Source organism: Streptomyces sp. BE20 (genome assembly GCF_036322525.1).
In the GTDB taxonomy this organism is placed as follows: domain Bacteria; phylum Actinomycetota; class Actinomycetes; order Streptomycetales; family Streptomycetaceae; genus Kitasatospora.
The window spans coordinates 1-245 of sequence record NZ_JAQYWW010000050.1; the positions used below are offsets into that span (position 1 = coordinate 1).

1 protein-coding gene is annotated in these 245 nt (G+C 66.9%); it reads left to right on the top strand.

Annotated features, from left to right (window positions below; genetic code table 11):
* Window positions 1-245, top strand: a 245-nt coding sequence (locus tag PUR61_RS00185; protein ID WP_329874351.1) for an extracellular solute-binding protein, incomplete at both ends; no start/stop codon positions are given.

Sequence of the window (245 nt, forward strand, 5' to 3'; positions counted from 1 at the left end):
CAGGGCAAGGTGAAGGTCGAACTCACGCTCCTGGAGTGGAAGGACGGCCGGGACAAGATCAAGCAGGCCGTCGCCGCCGGCAAGGGCCCCGACGTCTGGCTGATGAACAACGGCCTGGAGCTCGACTACCTCAAGGCCGGCGCCCTCGCCCCGCTCGACAAGCTCGGCTACACCGCCGCCGACACCGAGAAGTTCCTGCCACTGGCGAAGGTCGACGAGTACGACGGCAAGATGCACGGCGTCCC